Origin of the sequence: Flaviflexus ciconiae, assembly GCF_003971195.1 — a bacterium.
Lineage (GTDB): Bacteria > Actinomycetota > Actinomycetes > Actinomycetales > Actinomycetaceae > Flaviflexus > Flaviflexus ciconiae.
In genome coordinates, this window is the sequence record NZ_CP034593.1 from 2030590 (window position 1) to 2050690 (window position 20101).

17 protein-coding genes are annotated in these 20101 nt (G+C 60.9%); 10 read left to right on the forward strand and 7 right to left on the reverse strand.

The genetic code is table 11. From position 1 onward, the window contains the following. The first annotated feature begins 2 nt into the window (after nt 1-2). From eccD to EJ997_RS08855, 4 genes are all read left to right on the forward strand, one after another. The gene (gene eccD, locus EJ997_RS08840) at nt 3-1832 is read left to right on the forward strand and encodes a type VII secretion integral membrane protein EccD (protein WP_126704227.1); all 1830 of its coding nucleotides are present in this window, start codon (nt 3-5) and stop codon (nt 1830-1832) included. A 3-nt stretch (nt 1833-1835) separates the two neighbouring features. Then, entirely contained in the window at nt 1836-3188 is a 1353-nt protein-coding gene (gene eccB, locus EJ997_RS08845) for a type VII secretion protein EccB (RefSeq protein WP_126704228.1), read from the forward strand. Next, entirely contained in the window at nt 3185-4477 is a 1293-nt protein-coding gene (locus EJ997_RS08850; RefSeq protein ID WP_164719910.1) for a S8 family serine peptidase, read from the forward strand. The genes eccB and EJ997_RS08850 overlap by 4 nt, the downstream gene beginning before the upstream one ends. Before the next feature lie 196 nt (nt 4478-4673). Next, nucleotides 4674-6029 (forward strand): dihydrolipoyl dehydrogenase family protein, encoded by a 1356-nt coding sequence (locus EJ997_RS08855; RefSeq protein WP_126704230.1) that lies wholly within the window; start codon nt 4674-4676, stop codon nt 6027-6029. A 114-nt stretch (nt 6030-6143) separates the two neighbouring features. On the opposite strand, the gene EJ997_RS08860 is transcribed toward EJ997_RS08855, so the two are convergent. The 5 genes from EJ997_RS08860 to EJ997_RS08880 form a co-directional block, all read right to left on the reverse strand. Continuing rightward, nucleotides 6144-6959 (reverse strand): hypothetical protein, encoded by an 816-nt coding sequence (locus EJ997_RS08860; RefSeq protein ID WP_126704231.1) that lies wholly within the window; start codon nt 6957-6959, stop codon nt 6144-6146. A 125-nt stretch (nt 6960-7084) separates the two neighbouring features. Further along, a complete protein-coding gene (locus EJ997_RS08865) occupies nt 7085-8662 on the reverse strand; it encodes a hypothetical protein (protein WP_126704232.1) in 1578 nt (525 codons plus the stop codon). 12 nt (nt 8663-8674) lie between these two features. Next, a complete protein-coding gene (locus EJ997_RS08870; protein ID WP_126704233.1) occupies nt 8675-9070 on the reverse strand; it encodes a hypothetical protein in 396 nt (131 codons plus the stop codon). Nucleotides 9071-9154: 84 nt separating this feature from the next. Then, nucleotides 9155-9445 (reverse strand): WXG100 family type VII secretion target, encoded by a 291-nt coding sequence (locus EJ997_RS08875; protein WP_126704234.1) that lies wholly within the window; start codon nt 9443-9445, stop codon nt 9155-9157. Between the two features lie 29 nt (nt 9446-9474). Continuing rightward, complete coding sequence (locus tag EJ997_RS08880; protein WP_126704235.1) at nt 9475-9792, reverse strand: WXG100 family type VII secretion target; 318 nt, start codon at nt 9790-9792, stop codon at nt 9475-9477. Between the two features lie 275 nt (nt 9793-10067). Here EJ997_RS08880 and EJ997_RS13195 point away from each other — a divergent pair, with 275 nt between their 5' ends. Both EJ997_RS13195 and EJ997_RS08890 read left to right on the forward strand, forming a co-directional pair. Continuing rightward, nucleotides 10068-11135, forward strand: coding sequence for a hypothetical protein (locus EJ997_RS13195; protein WP_206501629.1), 1068 nt, complete (start codon nt 10068-10070; stop codon nt 11133-11135). 60 nt (nt 11136-11195) lie between these two features. Beyond that, on the forward strand, nt 11196-12152 hold the full coding sequence (locus EJ997_RS08890) for an ROK family glucokinase (RefSeq protein ID WP_126704236.1): 957 nt from the start codon (nt 11196-11198) through the stop codon (nt 12150-12152). Nucleotides 12153-12281: 129 nt separating this feature from the next. Here the strand turns inward: EJ997_RS08890 and EJ997_RS08895 are convergent, their stop codons facing one another. Further along, nucleotides 12282-13751 (reverse strand): alanine/glycine:cation symporter family protein, encoded by a 1470-nt coding sequence (locus tag EJ997_RS08895; RefSeq protein WP_126704237.1) that lies wholly within the window; start codon nt 13749-13751, stop codon nt 12282-12284. 462 nt (nt 13752-14213) lie between these two features. Further along, nucleotides 14214-15410 (reverse strand): MFS transporter, encoded by a 1197-nt coding sequence (locus tag EJ997_RS08900; protein ID WP_206501630.1) that lies wholly within the window; start codon nt 15408-15410, stop codon nt 14214-14216. Between the two features lie 58 nt (nt 15411-15468). Here EJ997_RS08900 and EJ997_RS08905 point away from each other — a divergent pair, with 58 nt between their 5' ends. The 4 genes from EJ997_RS08905 to EJ997_RS08920 all read left to right on the forward strand — a co-directional run bounded on the left by EJ997_RS08905 (nt 15469) and on the right by EJ997_RS08920 (nt 20068). After that, a complete protein-coding gene (locus tag EJ997_RS08905) occupies nt 15469-16629 on the forward strand; it encodes an amino acid deaminase/aldolase (protein WP_126704238.1) in 1161 nt (386 codons plus the stop codon). Then, on the forward strand, nt 16593-17951 hold the full coding sequence (locus tag EJ997_RS08910) for a D-arabinono-1,4-lactone oxidase (protein WP_126704239.1): 1359 nt from the start codon (nt 16593-16595) through the stop codon (nt 17949-17951). The genes EJ997_RS08905 and EJ997_RS08910 overlap by 37 nt, the downstream gene beginning before the upstream one ends. 167 nt (nt 17952-18118) lie before the next feature. Continuing rightward, nucleotides 18119-18637: a general stress protein gene (locus EJ997_RS08915; RefSeq protein ID WP_228201450.1), complete on the forward strand. Its 519-nt coding sequence runs from the start codon at nt 18119-18121 to the stop codon at nt 18635-18637. Nucleotides 18638-18736: 99 nt separating this feature from the next. Further along, nucleotides 18737-20068 (forward strand): DUF4921 family protein, encoded by a 1332-nt coding sequence (locus EJ997_RS08920; RefSeq protein ID WP_126704240.1) that lies wholly within the window; start codon nt 18737-18739, stop codon nt 20066-20068. Nucleotides 20069-20101: the final 33 nt, after the last annotated feature.

A 20101-nucleotide genomic window follows, 5' to 3' on the forward strand; every position in this document is an offset into this window, starting at 1 on the left:
TCATGAATCAATCAGGTGACCGCAACTCCCGACGCCAACAGCGCAGGGAGCAAAGGGCCCGCCAGGAGCGTCAGCAGCAGGGTCAGTTCCCGCCCCAGCACGGCCAGCCCCCGCAAGGCCCGGGCCGCGGGCAGGCACCGAACCAGGGCCGAGCACCCCAGCAGGGGCAGTTCCAGGGCCAAGCACCGGGCCAGGGTCCGCATGGGCCGGGCTACGGCAATCAGCCCTATCAGCAGGGACCCGGGCCTCAGCAGGGCGGCCCTCAGCGGGCACCTCAGCAAGGCGGGCCTTCTCAGGGTGGTCCGCAGCAGGGCCAGCCGACGGGTGGGCCCGAGAGCGGCTACCAGGTCCGTCATCACGGAGCTTCGGCAACAACGGCTTTCAGTCGTCCACCCCAGCAGTACGCGGCTCCGCCGGCACAGGGTGGGCCCGCGTCCCGCAGCGCGCCCGAGACCGCGCTGAGCGCCCCCGATGTTGCCCATAGCGCACCGGAGGCGTCAAACGCTCCCACGGTTATTGGCACCCGTGTTGCATCAACCATCGGGGACGATCCGCAGGCATTCCTCCGGGTGACCGTCATTCACGAGGACCGCAAGGGCGATCTGCTGCTTCCTGGCAATATTCCACTTGCGGAAATCCTGCCGTCACTCGTTCGTAAGTTCACGTCTCTCACGCCACGGGGAGCCACCCGCGGTTTCATTCTTCTTGGTGTTGATGGCAAGCCGCTAAAGCCGGGAATGTCGCTCTTTGACCAGGAAGTGAAAGACGGAACGGTCCTCTCCCTGGCATCGCGCGTCACCGAGAGAGACAAGAAGTACGACGACATTGTTGAGGCCGTGGCCGATGCTGCGGAGTCCCTCAACAAGCCGTGGACTCCGGCCAACACGGCCACCACGGCTGTCGCCGCCACCGTTGTTCTTGTTCTCGCCGCACTCTTCCTGCTGATCAGCCTGCGCCCCGAGGTTGGCACAACCGTGCCAATCATGACCGGGGTGCTCTCTGTTCTCCTGCTTGGCCTGTCGTGGGTTCTGCAACGCATGGGGAGGTCCTGGCACGCGGTAACGATCGCCATCCTGTCCTCCGTCGCCGCGGGTGCCACCGGACTAACCGTGAGTCTCGATCCACTCACCGAGCTACCGTCGGTGTTTGGCGGTCTTGCCATGGTCCTCATGGCGGGGTTGGCCCTGCCGCTTCTGAAACAGTGGCGGGAGATCCTGGCGATCCCCATGATTGTGGGCGCCACGATCGCTATCATCGGCGGGCTCTATATTGCCTTCGACGTCGCGATCCCCAATGTTGCGGTCACCATCGCCGGTCTCATCGGCGTTGCAATCCTTGCCGTTCCACAGCTGTCGCTGCGGATCTCGGGACTGGACCGCGAGCGCGAGAAGGTTGATGGGAAGGAAGCAAAGAAGCTCTACACGCGCGGGCACCGGCTCATGCTGGCCTTCTGGGTGTCCGTATCGATTCTTCTTCTCATCGTGGTTCTCCCGGCAGTTCAGACCGGCCCGTACGGCATCGCCGTCATCGGTCTCGACATTCTCCTACTCGTCATGGCCTCAAGAAGGTCCTACGCGAAGGTTGATGTTGGAATCCAGTACAGCGGGGCGCTCCTCGCCTTCGTTGGTGCTTCCGCGGCGGTGATGGCGACCTATCCGGATAGGTGGCCGTGGGTTGTCGTTGCCCTGCTCCTCGTCATGGTTGCTACCACTGCCTTTGGTCTCGTTCTGGGTCGCACCTGGACGTGGACGCGGCGGGTTGCCGACATTGTCGAGCTACTCGCGATTATCCTCATCATTCCCGCAACCGTTCTCGCTTTGAAGCTCTGGTAGGCCATGGCATCGACGAAAGACATTCTTAACGCCCAACGCTTCAACCGGGCGCGGCTAATGACGGCCTTCCAGTCGGGCATGCCAGAGGGCAGGGAGCTCACACCAACCCGCCCCTGGGGCGGGTTGATCGGCGGCATTATCCTCACGATCCTGCTCTTTGGTGTGGCCTGGGTGTCGACCCTGTTCGCACCGTCCCTGCCCGCCAACTGGGAACACGGCTCCCTCATCACCGACGAGAACACGGGTGCCCGGTACGTATCGATCGAAGGTACCCTGCATCCGGTCAATAACGCCTCGTCGGCACATCTCATGTTCCCGGGAAATCTCAAGATCGTATCCGCCGGCTCCGAAGCGCTGACCGAAGCAAGCATCGGGCCCGAGGTTGGGATTGCGGGGGCACCCGATCAGTTACCGACTCCAGAGTCGGTTGCCGACCCGACGCTCTTGACCTGTACGGCAACGGGCGGCGGCCCGTGGACGGGCGTGAATACTGGCGCCTGGGAGGAGCCCGAGGATCGTGCCGTCCACGTCATCGTCGACGGTCAGAGCTACCTGGTGGCGGGCGGCTACCGGTACCCGATTGGCGATGATGTTCATTCGCCCGAGCAGATCCTTACGGCTCTTGGCCAGCAGGTTGAGGCTCCCATGCAGGCGAATGCGACGTGGCTGAATGTGTTCCCGCAGGGTGAACCGCTCGTGTCGCTCACGATTCCCGGTCTCGGGGAACCCGCCGGCAGCATGACCGGCGTTGGTGACGACGTGGCGGTGGGAACTCTTCTCGAGGTTTCGGATACTGCGAATGAGGGAACGATCTATGTCGTTCACCAGGGTGGTCAGATCGAACGCATGACTCCCGTCATGATCCAGCTTTATGCCATCGGTGACGGCGCGATCTACTCCGATCCCCTACCGATCACGTCCCAGGAGCTATCGCAGCTTGAACTCATTGACGGCAGCACCCGAGGAACGTGGCCCGAGGAGATCCGAGGCATGCTCGAAGAGGGCGAAACCCCCTGCGCATACCTTGATACCGAGTCGGCTCAGGGCCAGGTCCGCTTCGTAGTCGGCAACGATATCCCGTCCACATCGGCGATGATGGTTGACGTTGCTCCCCAGTCGGGTGCAATCATCCGGACCCGCGCCGATTCTTCTCTCGGCTACACCCACCTCATTGACGAGTCCGGCACCATGTTCACTGTCAACCCTGCCGCCGACACTCTGGCCGCGCTGGGACTCAGTGAAGCTGACGACCTGACTGTGGGCCCCGAGTGGCGGGACCTGTTCTATGCTGGACCAAGCCTGTCTACGACGCAGGCGTGGGCGACCGTCCCCGAGGAATCGCGGGGCGAACAGTGAGTTTCCGTGCCGGTCGCAGGGGAGCCGCCGCGGCGGCTCTCCTTGCCGTGTCGTTGTCGTGGCCAGTTTCTGCCGTGGCAACAACCGAGGATGAGACTCCGGCTGCGCCAGAGCGATGGACGTCATTCAACGATATTGCGTGTCCCCCACAAAGCCCGGACGATGAGGAGCCGCCGGAGGGCCGGCTATCCTCCTATGTTCTTGGCCTGCCTTCTGCCCACGAACTATCGACCGGTGAGGGCGTTCGGATTGGGCTTCTCGACTCCGGCATCAACACCTCCCACGTGACGCTCGAGAACGCAAATATCGACGAGGGCGTGGACCTAACGGATTCCGACGATGCGACGGATGATGAATTCGGTTCGGGAACTACGTATGCCTCCTTCCTGGTAGGAAGTAGCGACGGCCAGTACCCGGTGCGCGGCGTCGCCCCCGAAGCGACATTGGTGCCGATCAAGATCATTGATCAAGTCCCAGAGAACATGTCCCAGCAGTATGTGGCGGACATGGCAGACAGACTCACCGAAGGGATCAACTGGGCGGTCGACAACGACATCGATATTGCCGTCACCGCACTTGCCCTTCCCACGGGCTCCCCCGAACTTGAAGAAGCAGTAAGGGAAGCAGAGGAGGCAGGTGTTCTCATCATTGCACCCGGTGGTGAACTAACAAGAAACGAAGATGAAGACGAGGCTTCACTGAGGTTCCCGGCGGCCTACGAGTCGGTCCTGTCCGTCACGGCCGTTACCTCGGCCGGTGGCTCCGTGCAGGGCATGCTTGGTGCCGACACGATCGACATTGCAGCCCCCGGACAGAACATCCCCGGCGCGAGCAACGCCTCCTCCTCGGCAACCTGCGTGGTTGGTAAGGCCTACCCGTCCTCCCTCAACGCTTCGATCAACGCTGCAGGCGTAGCCGCCCTCGTGATCTCGGCACATCCCGATGAAACACCCGCACAGATCGCCCACAGGCTGGAGACAACGGCAATTCGGCCGGGAGCCGACCGCAGGACTTCTTCCACGTCTTGGGGCATCATCAACCCCTCGGGTGCCATTGCCTTTATTGACGATGGCACGGCCCACGGCCCCGTCTCCCCCGCGCACGGCGAACAGCCCGAACCGGAGTTCATTGGCCGTGAGCCCATTGCCGTGGAACCCGATCCGCAACGCATGACGAAACCAATGACGTGGATTGGTCTAGCCGGTGGCGGAGCCCTTGCCCTCGCCCTGCTCCTCGGAGCGGCCGGGCTGTGGCGCGGGAGGAACGACTCCTCCGACAACGAAAAGTAGTGCCTCATAGCGGTGAGGTAGCCCTTCTTCATCGACAATCGTTACTCTGCAGAACGCTACGAAACGGCTCTCGGAAGGCCCGTACTCGATTTGTGCCGGTGGGGGCTGGGAGCGATCCAAACGCTCCCACCGTATCGCTCCAGAAAAACTCCCTGCAGAGTAGTGTTTTGGGTAACACCTCTCGGAAGGAAGTCCCATGAACACATTTGATGTCGCTGTCATTGGCTGGGGCAAGGGCGGTAAAACAATCGCGGGAACTCTTGCTCGCGCCGGGAAACGGGTCGCGATCATTGAACAGTCCGCGGAAATGTATGGCGGGGCCTGCATCAACGTCGCCTGCATCCCCACCAAGGCCCTAATTCATTCCGCCCAATCCCGGCCCGAGAAAGACTACGATCCCGAATACTTTGCTCGCGCTGTCGACAGCCGCAATAAGCTGACGGGAAAGATGAGGGACGTGAACTATGCGATGTTGGCGGACCTCGGCAACGTTGTCGTTATCGATGGCGTAGCTCGCTTCACGGGTCCCAAGACACTCGTCGTCGAAGCGGGGGAAGACAGCCTTGAGCTCAGCGCCGAGACAATCCTGATCAACACGGGTTCCGTTCCGGTAATTCCAGATATCGAAGGCGCCGAATTTGGTGGACGTATCCACACGTCTATCACCCTGCAACAGGCTCCCCTGCCCGAGCACCTGGTCATTGTTGGTGGCGGTTACATCGGTATCGAGTTCGCCTCGATGTTCTCCCAGTTCGGTTCCCAGGTCACCGTCATCGACAAGAACCCGCGCCCCCTGCACCGCGAGGACCACGATGTTTCACAGGTCGTCTCCGGGCTCCTCGACGGGGTTCGTTTCATCACCGACGCCACGGTTATCAGAATCTCCCAAACCCAGGACTGCGCGGCGATCCAGTATGTGTGGAACGAACAGGAGCAGACGGTACGCGGGGACGCTGTTCTCATTGCCCTCGGTCGCAGGCCGGCCACGGATTCGCTCGATCTTGCCACGGCAGGAATCAAGACCACAAAGAACGGCGCGGTCGAAGTCAACGAATATCTCGAATCCTCGGTTCCCGGGGTTTATGCGCTCGGCGATGTTAACGGTGGCCCTCAGTTCACCTATATTTCCCTCGACGACTCCAGGATCGTGACGGACCGTATTCTCGGCGATGGTCTGCGTTCAAGAAACGACCGGCAGGCCATCCCCTCCACGATCTTCACCACCCCACCGTTCGCCAAGGTGGGCCTCACCGAAGCCGAGGCGGAGAAAGCCGGCTACAGCATCAAGGTCGCATCCAAGAATGTTGCCGATATCAAGGCCATGCCGAAACCCAAGATCGTTGGCGACCCTCGCGGAATGATCAAGGTGATCGTGGATGCCGATTCGGACCTCATCCTGGGGGCCGCGCTGATCCATATCGACGCTCAGGAAGTCATCAATCTTGTTGCCCTTGCTATGAGGCACAAGATCACGGCCTCCGAGCTGCGGGACACGATCTATATTCACCCGTCCTCCACGGAGGCCCTCAACGAGGTGCTTGGCACGATCTGATCAACAGCGAACGAGCAGGGGTGGCTTCAGTCGGTTGAAGCCACCCCTGACTTAGCCCTGTGGTTGCTCACGTGCCCGCACGGCTCCGGGGACTCGTGACGACCGTGACTGGAACTACTGTGCAGGTGCAAAGACGATGCCGTCCCTGATGTCATTCATTTCGTCAGGAATCTGCTCCGTTCCAGCGGAATAGACGTAGATGCCGAGGACTGATTCTCCAACATCACCGAACCAGTACTGGACCCGGGACTGCCCGGAGGACATCGTTGCAACAGCCTCAAGACCATGAAACTCGGAGCCATCAATGTCGACCGGATCGAGCTGGGTGACTTCGGAAAAATCCTCATCCGTCGCATATGTTTCAAACATGAGGTCGTAGACACCTTGGGCATCAATTCCCAGGTTCTGGTCCGTGACCACGATCGTGCGGAAGTCATCACCTACGATATCTCCAGCTTCCAACGTCACGAGGTCATAATCGGTGAAGGCCTCTTCAACACCAAAGGCCTCCCAGCCGTCGGGCACATCAACCTCGATTGTCATGTCGCCCGGCATGGTCGGAGCCGAGAAGGACGCTGGACCAGTGACGCGGGCCCCGCCTTCTCCCTGGTCTTGCTCTTCAGAGCCAGTGGACACGTCATCCTCATCCGGTATCGCATTCTCACCAGATCGATCGCCGCCATCGGAGCCCGCACCCTCCGAATCGGGCCCATCCCCACCCGTGCCGTCTGTATCGCGTCCGCCCGAATCTGTGCCGTCTGTATCGTTATCCGAGTTATCGCCGGGGTGGGCTGACTCGTCCGTGGTCTCCGAACCGGTTGTCGTATCGTCACCGGTTGTCTCCGAATCGGTCGGATCGTCGGATCCGCAGGCCCCAAGGAGGCCCGCACATAGCAGTGCGGTCGTGATAGCCACTCGTGTTCTTGCCATATCTTCTTTCCTCAGTGCCGCCGTGCCCGGCCGCAGCTTCCTTGACGAGGTCCTGCCAAGTTGTTGAGCTGGGAACAGTTGGGCGGGGCGCAGATACTCTCCGCACCCCGCCCAGCCCATTCTGATCAGTCGAAATCGGGTTCGCGATGTCCGGCTTCAATAAAGGTTACTGTCGTGTCATCGGTCAGCTCGGTTGCTACGAAGGTTTCGAAACCTGCCTGTGCAGACTTGTCCTTCTTCGAGTTACCGCGAGCCGACACTGGGCGTCCCATCATGCCACGACCATGAGCTGCACCACGGCCGGTGGCCTGCTGCCTGGGGGCGGTCACTCCGCTGCGGGAACCTGCTCCCTTAGCAGCTCCAGCTCCGCGTGCTCCAGCGGTGCCCTTGGCCTGTGCCGGGCGTCCGGCGCCGGTTGCACCGCGAGCTGCCGAGCCGCGTGCCGCGGGTGCTCCACCGCGTGCGGATGCTGTTCCCCGTGCGGGAGCCGCTCCGCGTGCAGCAGCGGAACGAGAGGATGCTCCCGAACCACCCCTGGCGGGGGCTCCTGCCCCTGCCCTCGGGGATGCTCCACGAGCGGGTGTACCAGCTCGCGTTGCCGCGCCCTGCCCCGAACGGGGCGCAAGGCCACCGCGCGACGTGGGGGACGCAGCTCGGGTGGTAGCTCCGGACCTGCCGGAGGCGCGTGCGGGAGCTCCCGCACCCCGAGGAGTTGCTCCACGTGCCGGGGCGCCCGCGGAGCGTGCGGTTGCTCCACCACGCGTGTTGGCTTTCATGGCACCCTGCGCGCGAGAAACGGCCTTCGCCATGGCGGGGAGGGCCGCTGCTCCGGCTGCTGCCTTGGCTACGCCAAAGCCGTCGTGCTGGGAAGCATCGAAGGGTGCGGTGGTCGCGGTGAACGCCTTGCCCGGGGTTGCCACCGGTGCAGGAGTGTTCGTTACCTCGAAGCCATTCTCAATGGGCTGCGAGACATGCTCGCCAACGGCACCGGTGTTCGCGGTTGCGTCGGCGGGCTGGAAGCCGGGATTGGTTGACGCTACCGGCGTGACCGGGCTATTGGTGAGCGAGGCGCGTGATCCGGCGCTTGCCGGGTTGTTGCTGAGCTCCGCTGCCTGCGGCATCCAGTTCGTTGCCGACTGGGAGGGCCGGATTGCGGGGCCGGAGCTGGCACCGGGCGAAACGGAGCTGGTGCGTTGCAGGCTGGCCTGGGATCCACCGCCCTGCGAAACGGGTGCGGTTTCTGGGAAGACGGCCGGCAACTGACCAATTGCCTGGGAGGTCCGTGCCGCCAGGGCACTGAGAGCGCCCTGCGCCTCAATGTCGAGACGCATGTAGAGCTGTTCGCCCTGCATAACCGTTTTCGGGTCCTCGCTCTGCATCATCGTTTCCGCGTCGATAACGCGCGGCTGAATGGATTTGGAGCGTTCCCCAGCGGTATCGCCACCGCTGGTCGCCGTGTTACGCGCGTCGGCTAGCTGGTTAACGTTTTCGCTACGTTCGCGAATCTGATCGACAAGATTGGTAATGGACTCGTCGATTGCTCGCGCGGCATTTCCTTCAATCCCCATGTTGCCGATCAGGCCTGTGAGCCTATCGGCAATGTCGGAGAGTTCGCGTTTCACGGAACGGTACTCTGCCGTGCGCCCGTAAACGCTTCCCGGGCTGAATGATTCAGCGCGGGCAATATTCTCAATGGCACCCAAGGTGTGTTCCTCCTAGACCATTGTGTAGGTGAGTCCGCCACCGCCAGTGGGCGGGGTAACAATGTCACCGATTGAATCGACCGAGTCATCAAGGTCTTCAAGTTCGGATGCGATGCTGGCCATGTCGGATGCGGACACCTCATCCGAGTTCGCCATGCCATCAAAGGTGGCCCGCAGGTCAATCGCAAGGTGTTCAAACGAGCCCTTAATCCCGTTAAAGGCCGTCACAAGGTCGGCTATCACGGCATTCTGCGGCCCCTCAAACTGGTTAAGTTCGCCAAGGGAAGTCCAGTAGTCACTGATGACTGTTTGCAGGTCGGACTGGGCCTTGCTGAAGTCATCGGTGATGTCCGTTAGTTCGTTCAGCTGGGCCAGGAAAACTTCCGGGTCTAGTTTCACCGAATTCATGGTTGTCCTTTCACGGAACGGTGATGGTGGCCACGCGAGAGTGAGGTGCACCGCGACGCGTCGTCACGGTGCACCTCTAGCGGTTTAGGCGCGGAAGCGGTTAGCTCCGGTGATGTCAGCCTGGTTCATGTTCTGGGCCGAGTTACCAACCTGGTTGGAGCCCTGGACGAACATGGAGTTGAGCTCAGCGGACTGGTTGTTCCACTTGAACTGGGCTGCGTAGTAGGCGGTCGATGAATCACCAACGAAGCGCTCAATGAGCGGGCCGACCTGGCCTTCGAGGACCTCAAGGATGTCGTCAATGTTTGTCGCACCCTTGTTCATGTCCTCCTGGCCGGTGAGGAGCTGGTCGAGGTTGTACCGAATGTTCTTCATAGTGTTACTCCTTCGTGGATGAGGTCGTCTTATTCGATGGTTGCTGTCAGGCCACGGAAGGCCGAGCCGGAGTCGAAGTCCGTGCTCTGGAAGTCAGCACTGGTCGCACCGAGGCTTGCTTCAAACTCATCGAGAGTCGCCATGAGAGCAGCAAAGCGCGTGTCCCATGCGCCGCGGAAGTTGTTGAAGGAATCGGAACCTTCACCCTGCCACTGCGGACGCCAGCTATCGATCTGGCCGCCGATGCGGGTGTTTTCGGTCTGAAGGTCGGTCCTCGCAGTGCCAATGAAGTTCTTGATGGCGATAATCGCGCCGTCTTCGTCCTGGATCTGGTTGGGGGTTGCCATGGTCACAGTCCTTTCGGGTAGTTTCTCGTGACTTGCCACCGAGGTGGTGACCCTTGGGGGCCTGGTGACAACTCTTGCACAGCGTCCGGATCATCGCACCAGTTAAAAATGACTTGTTCACGTTCTATTCACCTTCCACTTGACGCAATCCGCTATCCTCGTACCGGCACAAGATGTGAACATAAGTAGTTGCAGTCCAGCGTCTCGGACCGCCCCTGCGACGGTCCAAAAAGTCCGCTCGAGAAGCTATCGAAAACCCTTTGGGAGAAGGCAGAATGACAAGCAGAAAAGCCCGGATTAGCGGGGTTTCCCTCGCCGCCATCACCATGGCCTTGGCACCCCTCCCCGCCTTCGCGGCGGTGAACCAGACCCCCTCCGACGAGGCGGTCATCGATGCCGTGATCGAGCTCGGTGAGTCCGGCCAAGCAACCCTCTCAGCGATGGAAAACGGGGTAAAAACGGACACGGAAACTGGGGAGTCCACCCCAGCCGATGTGGAGCCCACAGAGGACGAATCGGAGCCCACGGCTCTCGCCACCACCACGGACGAACCCACCGACGAGCCGAGCCCCTCCGACCCCGAACCGGATCCGGTCGACCCCGACCCCACGGACCCGACGGAGCCCGAACCCACCGAAGATCCCACGGAGGATCCGGAGCCGGACCCGATCGACCCCACGGACGAGCCCACTGAAGAGCCTGCGCCAACCGATCCTCCGACCGGCCCTACTGATCCGACGGATCCGCCGACCGAACCGGTTGATCCCACCGATCCCCCAACCGACGAGCCGGGCCCCACTGATCCGCCGACCGATGAGCCCGGTCCCACGGACCCGCCCGTCGATCCGACCGATCCCCCGACCGAGGAACCGGAGCCCACTGAACCTCCGACCGAGGAACCGGAGCCCACTGAACCTCCGACAGACGAACCCGAGCCCACGGACCCACCCACCGAGGAACCCGAGCCGACCGACCCACCCACGGAAGGACCGGAACCCACTGAGCCGCCGGTTGACCCCACGGAACCGACCGACCCCGACCCGGTCGACCCGGACCCCGTAGATCCTCCCGAAGAGGACGAACCAGGTGAAGACGCCAGCTGGCGCGAACGTATCGAAAACGTCTGGGACAACTACAACAGGCGCAACGAGGGCTACGGCGTTAACTCGATCATTCCCCGCCAGGCCGTGAACGCGCCTGTTGCCCACGAGGAGGAAGAGCCCGAGGAGTTGCCATTCACTGGCGGATCGGTTGAATACCAGGCCGCCCTTGCTGCTGGCCTGATCGTTGCCGGTGCCGGATCGATCTACGTGTCCCGCAAGAAGGGCAAGCACGCCAAGTAAATTCGTGCACCTCACATGCATTACACCTATTTTGATCCGCGAACGTGGGACGATAACAGCATGGGTGTTGCATTAGGTATTGATGTCGGCGGGACAAAGATCGCCGCCGGAGTCGTCGATGACGGTGGTCAAATCATTGCACGCGTTCGTCGCCCCTCGCGGGCGGCGGACGCGTCGTCCATTGTCGCCAGCATCCTTGAGGTTGCACAGGAGCTAACAGAGGAACACCGTCCCTCCGCCATCGGTGTTGGCGCCGCGGGATTCATTGACGCTACTCGCCGCACCGTTGTGTTTGCTCCCAACATTGCGTGGCGCGACGAGCCCCTGGCTGACAAACTCGAGGAAGCAACCGGCCTTCCGACCGTGGTAGAAAACGACGCTAACGCAGCCGCCTGGGGAGAGTTCCAGTTCGGGGTAGCAACCGATGCTTCGTCGATAGTTTTCATTACTCTTGGAACCGGAATCGGTGGCGGGATCATCATGAACGGCAAGCTACTCACCGGAGGCCAGGGATATGCCGGGGAGATCGGTCATCTCAATGTTGTGCCGGGTGGCAAGAGATGTGGGTGCGGGCTCCTGGGATGTTGGGAGCAGTACGGTTCAGGAACAGCTCTTGTCCGGCTTGCGAAGGAATCAGCCGAACTCAACCCCGCTATGGCACGAACCCTCCTGGGCCTCGTCGATGGGGACGCCACTCAGATCACGGGCTACACCGTCACCCAGGCCGCGCAGCTCCAATGCCAAGCCGCCCTCGGCGCCATCGACTCCATGGCAGGGTATACGGCGCAGGCACTATCTGACCTTTCGTTGATCCTCGATCCCGAAATGTTTGTCCTCGCGGGCGGAGTGTCCGAAGCCGGTGACGTTGTCCGAAACCCCATCACCAAAGCCTTCCGTTCCTACACGGCAGCAAGCGGGCGCGAGTCAACCATCCCGATCGTGACCGCCACTCTCGGCAACGACGCAGGCATCATCGGCGCAGCCGACCTGTCGCGAGTCAAGGCATCAGGTTCCTGACAGGTCGGTTCAGGCAGTCCCTACCGGGCTAAGCGTGCTCGCTGACAGAGGGGCGCTCGCTCCCTCGTTGCCACGGGCAATTAGCGCCGACACTGGGCCGGTGCGGACTGGCGGCGCTAGCGGCTGATGCTAGCGGCCGGTGATTTCGTAGGTATCAATCCCGCCATCGTGGCCCTCCATGAACCGGTCGATCTCCTCCTTGCTCGCGGTGAGCTTCGGGTCATTCTTGAGGTAGTGCCTGGTTTCACGGGCGATAAGGCCCGACAGAACGATGAGCCCGACAAGGTTGGGCAGTGCCATGAGACCATTCATGACGTCCGCAAAGCTCCAGACGAGCGACAGGGAGGTCGTGGCACCAACGTAGACCACGAGGCAGAAGATAATGCGGTAGGGCATGACACCCTTTCTGCCGATCAGCCGCTCAACACAGCGTTCACCGTAGTAACACCAGCCCAGCAGGGTTGAGAACGCAAACATTGCAAGTGCAATGGTGACAACCCAGTGGCCCCACTCGCCCGGCAGGCCCGTCGAGAAGCCCGCACCGGTAGCCAACGCAGCATCCTCTTCCGAGGTTCGCCACGCTCCCGTGGTGATAAGAACGAGTGCGGTGCAGGTAACGACAATGATGGTGTCGATAAAGGTCTGGGTCATGGAGACAAGTCCCTGACGGACCGGGTGCGTTGTCTTCGCAGCGGCTGCTGCAATTGCCGCGGATCCCATGCCGGATTCATTGGAGAAGATTCCTCGCGCCATACCAAAGCGGATAGCTGCGGCAATCGTGGCACCGATAAAGCCGCCCGTGGCAGCGGTGCCCGTGAAGGCATCGGTGAAGATCATTCCGAAAGCCTCGGGAATTGTTCCGGCGTTAACGATCAGAATCCAGATGGAGACAAGAACGTAGACGAGGATCATGAAGGGAACAAACTTCTCGGTCACCTTGCCGATCGACTTGATTCCGCCAACAAGAACCGCGAAGGCACCAAGCATGAGAACGAGGCCAATGATCCAGGTTTCAATATTCCAGGAGGCGCTAACGTTTTGGGCGATAGCGTTGGCTTGGGTGAGGTTACCGATTCCAAAGGAAGCAATGACGGCAAAGACGGCAAACATAATGGCAAGGACCTTGCCGACCGAAACCTTACCGATCTTCCAAGTAATGCCACGCTCAAGGTAGTACTGGGGACCGCCCGAGGCCTCACCAGCATCGTCCTTTGTCCGGAACCGAACCGCTAGGAAAGCCTCCGAGTACTTGGATGCCATGCCGAGAATTCCCGTCACCCACATCCAGAACACGGCACCCGGACCGCCGAGAGCGATCGCGGTAGCAACACCGACAATATTGCCGGTACCGACCGTGGCAGCAAGCGCGGTAGTGAGTGCCTGGAACTGGGACACATCACCTTCTTCCGCGTCGGCATCCTTCCTATCCTTGATACCGAGCCGGAGCGCCGGGATCAGCTTCGTAAACTGGATGCCACGAAGTCGAATGGTGAGCAGAAGTCCCGTGATTGCGAGAAGAGGTATGAGAACCCAGGGCCCCCAGATAATCCCGCCGAGGGTGCCCAGAAAGGACTCCACTGATTCCTCAAGCTGTTTCATATGCTTTCCTATCCTCGGGACGGCGTCCGCCCATCAACATTCTGGTAGTTTGGCACACAATGAGGTGATACGGAGCACAATTCGCATGTTTCTTGCAAATTTAAGACAGATTCTCCACCGAAAGGGGATCTTTGCGCAGTATGACGGGCGAAATGTCCGATTAGAGCAGTCGGTACGGCACCTCACAACCCACGCATCCCCGCTATTTGCGCGCGCCCACTCCGTTAAGAAGAGGTGGTTCTACTTGGAGAGGAGGTTGCGGATCGCTCATGCGAGACACTCCTCCCCGAGCGGAAGGCCACTTACGGCACCGCCGAGGGACCGCGCACGGATCAACTGGAAGACCTTTTTCTCGTTCGACAGAAGACTGCTTACGGTTTGGCATCTAGGGCATTGACCGCTCAAGCGGAAGCCTGCCTGCTGTTCAGAGGTGGAGAATCTACCGCTTGAGAGGGAGCCTGCTTACTGTTCCGAGGCGCGGTATCCGCGGTAGGCGTCGCCGCGTGCGGGAAGCCAAGCGAGGATTGCCGCGATGAGGATGATGCCGGAGATGGTGAAGGCGGCGCTGTATCCGAGATGGTCCGCGAGGAGACCCGCGAGAAGGGGGCCGACGATCTGGCCGACGTCTCCCGCCATCTGGAATGTCGACACGACCTTGCCGCCCGCCCGACCATCCAAAACATCCGCGACAGCACCCTGCTGGCCGGGCTGGATGAGACCGGCTCCCAGGCCCGTGAGCAGGCAGACGCCGACAAGAAGGTAGGGGTTGTCAAGGTTGCCGAAGACGATGGTCATGAGGCCGGACGCAAAGAGACCTGGAACGATGATCTTCATGCGGCCGTATTGGTCGGACCAGCTTCCGGCTACCAGGAGCGAGATCGCGGTGCCGATTGCACCGGCGGTCAGGGCAGCACCCGATACCCAGTCGTCATAGCCTGCGGCCACGCCCACTGCGAGTGGGATCATCGTGAGCCGCACTCCCATGTTTGTCCACGCGTGGGCGAAGCCCGTGACGAGAACAGCCCGGTAGGTGGGAGACGTTATGGCTTCTCCCACCGTCATCGGGGCTTCCGCAACCCCGTCCTTGCCCGGCAATTCGCGCTCGGGTTCGGGCAGAGCAATAAGAATGACGAGAAACGCAATGAAAAGTGTTCCTGCATAAATAAAGAACGGCAGTCTCATACCCCACACGGCAAGCAGTGAGCCAAGCGAGGGGCCGAGGATGTTGCCCAGCAGGAAGGCCGAACCGTAGAGCGATGAGGCCCTTCCCCTGTGGTCGGGTGGGGAAAGCTTAATGATGAGAGACATGGCGGAAACGGAGAACACGATCGATCCGATTCCGCCCAAGCCGCGCAACACCAGTAGTTGCACGTAGGACTGCGCAAAGCCGGAGGCGGCGGAGGAGACGGCAACAATCAAGAGCCCCGTCATGTACATTTTTCGCTCACCGAACGTGTCGATGAGCTTTCCGCCAGGCGTGGCAAACAGGAGCCTCGTACCCGCAAAAACCGACGTCAGTGCACTGGCGGCGGTGATCGAAACGTCGAAGGACCGAGCAAACTGGGGAATGATCGGGGCGACAATTCCATAGCCGAGTGCCACCGCCAGCGCAGCCGCCACGAGTACCCAGATTTCCCTGGGCATCCGAGTTTTATTCACACATCCCTCAATTCAAATCCGGCCACATTCTATGCTGGATTCCCGTTACACTCCCATCATGGTGACCTCCCGCACACGTCACGCCGTTGCTGGCCTCGACGGGCCCCTCGCCGTCCTTGACCTGGATGCTGCCGACCGCAATGCCGAGAGCCTTATTCGCAGAGCCGGTGGGGTTCCAATCCGGCTCGCTTCGAAGTCAATTCGCGTTCCGGAACTCCTCAAACGGGTCCTTGCCCTCGACGGCTATGCGGGGATTCTGGCATTCTCTCTTCCCGAGGCGCTGGAGCTTCACAACGATGGTTTCACCGACATAGTTGTCGCCTACCCGACGGTCAACAAGAGGGCGCTCGCCTCGCTCGCAGGCTCCGCCGATGCTCTAGCCACTATCACCCTCATGATCGACTCTGTCGAGCACATCGAGTTCCTCGAGCACGCGGTCGGGAATGTTCCGCTCCGCCTCTGCATCGATATCGATGGATCCCTCCGGATCGGGTCGATCCACATTGGTACTCGTCGCTCCCCGATCCGCATCCCGGAGCAGGCCCTTGACCTGCTTGGCAGAATTGAGTCCAGTCCGTTCACCACGGTTGGCCTCATGTGTTACGAGGGGCAGATCGCCGGCGTGGGCAACGCAGGCAAAGGGGCGAAGGCGCGTGCGGTGCGGGGCATGCAGGGGAGGTCAGCCATTGACCTAACGGAACGCCGCACGGCAATCGTCCGCGCTGTGCGAGACCGAGTCGACCTGGAGTTCGTCAATGGTGGTGGAACCGGTTCGCTCGAATCCTCGGCCGGGGAAGGTAGCCTCACGGAGGTTGCTGCCGGCTCCGGCATCTACTCCCCCGGCCTGTTTGACGGATATGAACATTTCCGCCACGAGCCCTCCCTGTTCGCTGCCGTTCCCGTTGTTCGTCGACCGGCCCCCGGTTGGGTAACGGTCTTCGAAGGCGGATGGATCGCCTCCGGCCCCGCAGGGGCGGACCGCCTTCCTCATATCGACTGGCCCCGCGGCCTTGCTTATTCGCCCACCGAAGGCCCCGGCGAAGTCCAGACCCCGCTGAAAGGAAAGGCCGCAGATACGCTGAATCTTGGCGATCACGTGTTCCTCCGTCACGCCAAGGCCGGGGAGCTTCTCGAGCACTTCCCGAGCGTTACGGCGGTTTCGGGAGGGTCAATTGTCGACACGTGGAAGACGTATCGGGGCAGGGGATGGAGATTCTGATGGAGTTCAAGAACTGGTCCGGCTCCGTGCGCGTCACACCAGCATCTTTCGTACAGCCCGACACCGTCGACGAAGTCCGGGACATCGTCAGGGCTTCCAAGTGCATTCGTGCCGTTGGTGCAGGTCACTCCTTCTCCCCCGTCGCCGCAACATCGGGCACCCTGCTCAACCTTGACCGCCTCAGCGGGATCGTCTCCGCCGACCGAGAATCCAGCAGGGTGCGTTTCCGTGGAGGAACACGGTTACGGGACATCCCTGCTTTGCTGGAACCGTACGGCTTGGCACTTGCGAACCAGGGCGACATCAACGCGCAGTCACTCGCGGGCGCGGTCTCAACGGGAACCCATGGAACCGGGCTTCAGTTCACGGGCTTCGCCGGGATGGTCACCGGCGTAACGATCGTTAACGCTAGCGGCGAGCTTGTTGACGTGGCCGACTCCGATCCGAATTTCCCGTTCTACGTCGTGCACCTTGGTCTCCTTGGCATTCTTGTCGAAATCGAAATCCAGTGCGTTCCTGCCTTCGACATCATCGCGGTTGAGGAACAGCTCCCCCTTGCCGAGATCGAAGAGACCTTCGTGGACAGAGCAAAGGTAACCGATCATGTCGAGTTCTTTTGGTTTCCGCACTCCGAGCACGTTCTCCTGAAGTCGAATACTCGCGTGCCCGGAGGAGCCGATGCACCAGCGGAGCTGTCGGGGGCACCGTTCCGCTCCCGTTTCGCACGGACTCTCTCCGAAGAGGTTATTGACAATGGTGGGCTGAGGGTGGCTCTCGAGGCCGGCTCGCGCTTCCCCAAGGTGGTGCCAACTATCAACCGGATAGCGACGAAGATTGCTAGTGGCCGCACGTACCGCGGTCCCGCGCACGAAGTATTTGTTTCACCCCGCCGGGTGCGCTTCAACGAAATGGAGTACGCGGTCCCCGCCGAGAACGGCATCGCCGCATTCACCGAGATTCGCACGATGATTGACGGCGGGGATTGGCGAATTTCGTTCCCAATCGAAGTGCGTATTGCAGGCGCGGACACCGTTCCGCTGTCGACTGCCTACGGGCGGGACTCCACCTACATTGCCGTTCATCGTTTTGTTCGTGATCCCTACAAGGAATACTTCACCGCTGTTGAGGAAATCCTGGCCCGCCACGGGGGCCGCCCCCACTGGGGGAAGATCCATTCCCGAAGTTCTAAATATCTTGAATCTGCCTATCCGCTTCTCGGGCAGTTCCGGGACCTCGTGGAAACAACCGACCCGGAGGGTCGGTTCGGCACCCCCTATCTTGACCGGATCTTCCTCGGCAAGAGTCGGCCCGCAGTCTCTTGAGGAATCGCGCAATAAGGGATTCGAACCATATCCAGTCGAGGCCTTCTTTCCCAGTCAAGGACTTGCTTTTCTCCGTAGCCTAGTCATTTTCTCTACCGGGACACTGTCCAGCAAACATTCAGGCAACCTGAACGCCTGGTACAGCGACGGTCCTTACCGTGAGGTGTATGGACAGAAATGAGATGACTCCCGGGGCGCCCCAGTCGCAGTCCCCCTTTGCACATGATGATGCTCCGCGCGGTTCGCACGCGTCGACCATCAACTACCGAGTCCTTACTTCCGTCCGCTCCTACTCCGAAGCGCAACACCACGTTGATACTCTCTCGGATGCTGGGTTCCCCGTCGAGAACGTCCGCATCGTCGGCCTCGGTCTCGAAACGGTTGAGCAGGTCACCGGGCGAAAGACCACGTGGACCGCGGCACTGCAGGGTGCCCTTTCCGGTATCTGGATGGGACTTTTCCTTGGCCTGATCTTCACGATCTTCGCTCCCGTAATTGCGTGGCGGGTCATCCTTGTCTCCATGTTGCTCGGCGCAATATTTGGTGCCATTTCCGGCGCCATTAGCCATGCCGTGTGGCGTGGCAAGCGCGACTTCAGCACGGTGGCAACAACACGGGCCTCAACGTACGAAATCCATGTAGTTTCTGGTCTTGTTGACGAGGCCAGCCAAATCCTCCGACTCTGATCGGATAGCCGCATCCACGGCGGCGTGGGGCTAGTGGCCGGTGTCTGGGTTTTCTGCCTCCTTCCCGGATGCCGGCCACTTACCGTATACGCTTAAGTCATGGCACAGCCTCATTTTTCACAGCCCGCACCGCTCACGACAATGGCTGACGGGACGGTCAAGCAGATCAACCCGTTCTCTGGAACAGAGGTTTGGACAGTCCCGGGACGTGCCAACCGTCCGCTGACTCTCGCCAACCCTCATCCCGAACCGATTGATCACGAGGCCCACGGCAAACACTGCGCGTTCTGCACCCAGCGCGTCTTAGACTCGCCTCCCGAGAAGTCCCGCATCGTCGCCACGGATAACGGCTCCAAGATTCTCGCCTCAACCGGTGTAGATGACCTGATGAAGCCGTGGGAGTTCCGCCGGGTCCCGAATCTTTTCGAAATCCTGTCCTTCGACTACTGGACCAAGAATTACGGGTACAAGCTTCCTCCGGAGGCGGCGCACCGTCGCGACCGCTACCTGTCGGACCCCGCCGGCAAGGCCCACGTCCTCAAGGTCCTCCAGGCCAAGGCCACCGCTTCCGGCATGAGCTACGACGACTGGATCAGAATTCCCGAGTCTGAACGCCTGGAAGGCGCGAATGCTTTCTTCGGCGGCGGGCATGACGTCATCATTTCAAAGCGCCACTTTGTTGAAGGCGCTGAGATGAACAACGAGCTTGCAGCATCAGCCACTCTCACGCCGGCCGAGCACGAGATGTACATGAAGCTCACGATTGACGCAATGAGGGACCTGTACGCGACAAACCGGTACATGCGCTACGTCCAGGTGTTCCAGAACTGGCTGAAACCAGCTGGCGCATCCTTCGATCACCTCCACAAGCAGCTTGTCGGTATCGACCAGCGGTCCGTCAACGCGGAGATGGAGGTGGCGAAGGTACGGAGCAACCCAAATGTCTACAACGAGCTCGGTGTCGACTACGCGGGTTTCCAGAATCTCATCATTGCCGAAAACCGGCACGCCGTGGCGTTTGCTGGCTTCGGCCACCGCTACCCCACCCTCGAGGTGTATTCGAAGGCGGCCGAACCCATGCCGTGGTTGCAGACCGCCGAGGAGCAACGCGGCATGTCCGACATGCTTCACGCCCTCCACGTTGCGACCGGCCCGCTTGTTGCCACGAACGAAGAGTGGCACCATAAGCCGATCGATGTTGATATGCCGATGCCGTGGCGGATTCTGCTCAAGTGGCGGGTCTCCACTCTGGCCGGGTTCGAGGGCGGCACAAAGATCTACGTGAACACGATCGATCCGTGGACCCTCCGAGACAGGGTCGTTCCCCGCCTCCTCGAGGCCAGGGCCAACGGAGAGATTGCTTCGTCGCTGAACATTGCAACCGAGTGCGCCTGCAAGGTCAACTCCCTGCGATACAACCCCTACCTCTAGGGACTCCTGTTACGTTTAGGATCCTCCGGCAAC